Source organism: Streptomyces sp. SID14436 (assembly GCF_010548465.1).
GTDB lineage: Bacteria > Actinomycetota > Actinomycetes > Streptomycetales > Streptomycetaceae > Streptomyces.
Genome location: NZ_JAAGMD010000200.1, coordinates 1 through 1496 on the forward strand (window position 1 = coordinate 1; position 1496 = coordinate 1496).

Genomic DNA, 1496 nt, shown 5'->3' on the forward strand with positions numbered 1-1496 from the left:
GGCCGCCTGCCTCGGGCGCGGTTCCGGGCGCGGCGCGCACGACGCGCGCCGCCCCGGGACCCGGCCGTGCAGGAGATACGCCTCCAGGTGCCCGTTGACGCAGGCGTTCGGCCCGCCCGCGAGGCCGTGGGTGCCCGCGTCCCGCTCCGTCACCAGCGTCGAGCCCGCCAGCCGGCGGTGCAGCTCCAGGGCGCCGTCGTAGGGGGTGGCCGCGTCCCGCTCGGCGGCCAGGATCAGCGTCGGCGGCAGTTCACCCGGCCCGGTGCGCACGTCGAGCGGCTGCTGCCGGGGCGCCCGCCAGAAGGCGCACGGCAGGTTGGCCCAGACGTTGTCCCACGTCTCGAAGGGCGCGGTGCGCGCCAGCCGGGTGTTGTCCCGGTCCCACACCGCCCAGTCCGTCGGCCAGGGCGCGTCGTTGCACTCCACGGCCAGGTACACGGCCCGCGCGTTCTCCGTCTCCGCCGCCGCCTCCGGGTGCGGCTCCGCCTGCTCGATCAGCGGCTCGGGGTCGCCCCCGAGGTAGGCCGACAGGGCGTGCGCCCGGTGCGGCCAGTGGTCGTCGTAGTACGCGGCCTGAAGGAACGCCCCCTGCAACTGCCCCGGCCCGACCCTGCCGCCCGCCGGTTCCTCCGCGAGGCGGGCGCGCACCGTGTCGTAACTGCGCTGCACGGCCCCGGCGGTGGTGCCCAGCCCGTACACGGCGTGGTGCCGGGCCACCCACGCCCGGAAGTCCGCCCAGCGGTCCTCGAACGCCGCCGACTGCTCCAGGTTGTTGCGGTACCAGATCTGTTCCGGGTCCGGGTTCACCGCCGAGTCGAACACCATCCGCCGCACGTGGCCGGGGAACAGCGTGGCGTACAGCGCCCCGAAGTAGGTGCCGTACGACGCCCCCATGAAGGTCAGCCGCCGCTCGCCGAGGGCGGCCCGCAGCACGTCCAGGTCGCGGGCGTTGTTGAGGGACGTGTAGTGGCGCAGGGCCTCGCCCGTCCGCTCGGCGCAGCCCCGCGCGTGGGCCCGGGCCCGGGCGATCCGCTCGCGTTTGTACGCCTCCGAGGGGTGCACCGGGGCCCGGGTGGGCCCCTGCACCACGTCCTCGGGCTTCTCGCAGGACAGCGGTGCCGACGGGCCCACGCCGCGCGGGGCGTAGCCGACCAGGTCGTAGGCCGCCGCGAGGCGCTTCCACTCGGGGATCATGCCGACGAGGGGGAAGTACAGGCCGTTGGCGCCCGGCCCGCCCGGGTTGTGGACCAGGGCGCCCTGGCGGGGCACCGGCTGCCCGTCGTCGCCCGGGTTCTTGCCGGTCGCCGGGATCCGGCTGACGGTGAGTTCGATCTGCTCGCCGTGCGGACGCGCGTAGTCGAGCGGCACCCGGACCGTGCCGCACCGCAGGGTGCCCGGCAGGTCCTCGGCGTCCGGGCACCTGCCGAACGCGATGCCCTCGGCGGCGGCCCGGGCGGCGGCCACCGCGGTGCCGCGCAGCTCGGCGGCGCCCGGAC

The 1496-nt window shown here is 76.6% G+C and carries 1 protein-coding gene; it reads right to left on the reverse strand.

Going from position 1 to position 1496, the window contains the following annotated elements; all coding sequences use genetic code 11:
- Nucleotides 1-1496 (reverse strand): alpha/beta hydrolase (locus tag G3I53_RS07220; protein WP_164438142.1); only part of this gene is annotated, 1496 nt, incomplete at both ends.